At 74.9% G+C, this 1,848-nt stretch carries 1 protein-coding gene and 1 pseudogene; both read left to right on the forward strand.

Annotated features, from left to right (window positions below):
• A partial coding sequence (locus tag G3I40_RS29175; protein ID WP_203644969.1) for a CDP-glycerol glycerophosphotransferase family protein occupies positions 1–1,133 on the forward strand: 1,133 nt, incomplete at its 5' end.
• Positions 1,130–1,848: pseudogene (locus tag G3I40_RS29180) on the forward strand (hypothetical protein); the annotation flags it as partial. The gene G3I40_RS29175 and the pseudogene G3I40_RS29180, both read left to right, overlap by 4 nt.

Raw genomic sequence — 1,848 nt, forward strand, 5'->3', positions numbered from 1 at the left:
ACCGCGGCCCCTACCGCCGCCACCGCCTGCGCACCGGCCACTACCCCGCCCAGCGCCTGCTCCCGCTGCGCGACGCGGTCCTGTACGTCGACGGGGACTCGCCGCGCGCGGTCCACGACGAGCTGGTGCGGCGCGGCGCGGACGTCGCGCACCTGTGGGTGACCCGCGACGGCCGCACCCAGGTCCCGCCCGCGGCACGAGGGGTCGAGGAGTTCTCGGCCGACTGGTACGCGGCCCTGGCGCGCTGCCGCCGCATCGTCACCGCCCACCAGCTGCCCGACTTCTTCGAACGCCGCGAGGGCCAGACCGTCGTACAGACCTGGGACGGCGCCCCGCTCAAGCGGATCGGCACCGACCTCACCGACACCCTGTACGCCGACCACGACCAGCTGGCGCTGCTGCCGCGGCTGGCCCGCCAGTGGGACGTCCTGGTCGCCCCCTCCCGCTGGTCCGCGCCGCACCTGTCGCGCGCCCTCGCCTACGACGGGGAGGTCCTGGAGGCCGGCTCGCCGCGCAACGACATCCTGTTCACCGGCGCCGACGACCGCCGCGCGCGGGCCGAGCGGCTGCGCCGGGACCTCGGCATCGACCCGGGCAAGCGGATCGTCCTGTACGCCCCCACGTACCGCGACCACCTCGCCCACTCCCCCGGCCGCTTCCGCCACGAGCCGGCCTTCGACTTCGCGGCCGCCGAGCGCGAACTCGCCGCCGACCACGTCCTGCTGGTGCGCAAGCACCCGAAGGCGACGGGCCGCCTCACGGGCGCCCGCGCCCCGTTCGTCCGGGACGTCACGGGCCACCCGAGCGCGGCCGAACTCCTCGACCTGGCCGACGTGTTGGTGACGGACTACTCCTCGCTGATGTTCGACTTCGCGCACACGGGCCGCCCGATGCTCTTCCACACCTACGACCTCGACCACTACCGGGACACGGTGCGCGGCTTCTACCTCGACTTCGAGGACCGGGCGCCCGGACCGCTGCTCGCCTCCACCGGTGAAGTGGTCGGCGCGCTGCGGGAGTTGGACACGGTCACCAGCCGGCACGCGGCGGCCTACGAGGCGTTCCGGGCGGCGTACTGCGACCTGGACGACGGGTGCGCGGCGGCGCGGGTGGCGGAACGGCTGATGCGATGACGTCGCCGGGGACGGCGACGCTCACGCGGCGGGCGGTGCGCGGCGCGAGCGCCCTGCGCGGCGGCCGCTTCTGGCGCCCGACCCCGTTCTTCGTCTTCGGCGGCCTGTTCTGGCTGGTGATGACGCTGGCGTACTGGCGGGTGCCGATGTGCTGCGACTTCGGGCAGCACGCGGCGGTCGTCGAGCGCCTCAAGGCGAGCCTGCTCCACCCCCGCCACCCCATGGCGGACCTGCCGGGCACGGGCAGCCCGTACTACTCCCCGTACGCGCTCGCCCAGGGCCTCTTCGCCCGGCTGAGCGGGCTGGCCGGCTGGGAGGTCGTGAAGCTGGCGGGGCCGCTGAACCTGCTGGTCCTCCTGACGGGCCTGAACCGCTTCGTGCGCACCCTGACGTCCCGTCAATGGGCGCCGGTCCTGGCCCTGGCGGCGATGACGCTGCTGTGGGGCACGCGCGCCGCCTGGTGGAGCGGCTACCTCGGCCTGATGTCGATGACGGGCAACCTCGGCTACCCGTCGACGTTCGCGATCGGCCTGGCGCTGTGGGCGTGGGCCTGGGCGGGCCTGCTGCGGCGCGCGAGTGCGTGGTGGTCGTACGCGGGGCTGGGCGCCCTGATCGGCGTCATCCTCCTCGTCCACCCGATCTCGTCGGTGGCCGCGGTGACCGGCGTCGCGGCGCTCGCCCTGCGGACCCCCGGCGCACGCTGGGCCGCCTCCCT

Source organism: Streptomyces sp. SID14478, from assembly GCF_010548525.1.
Lineage (GTDB): Bacteria > Actinomycetota > Actinomycetes > Streptomycetales > Streptomycetaceae > Streptomyces.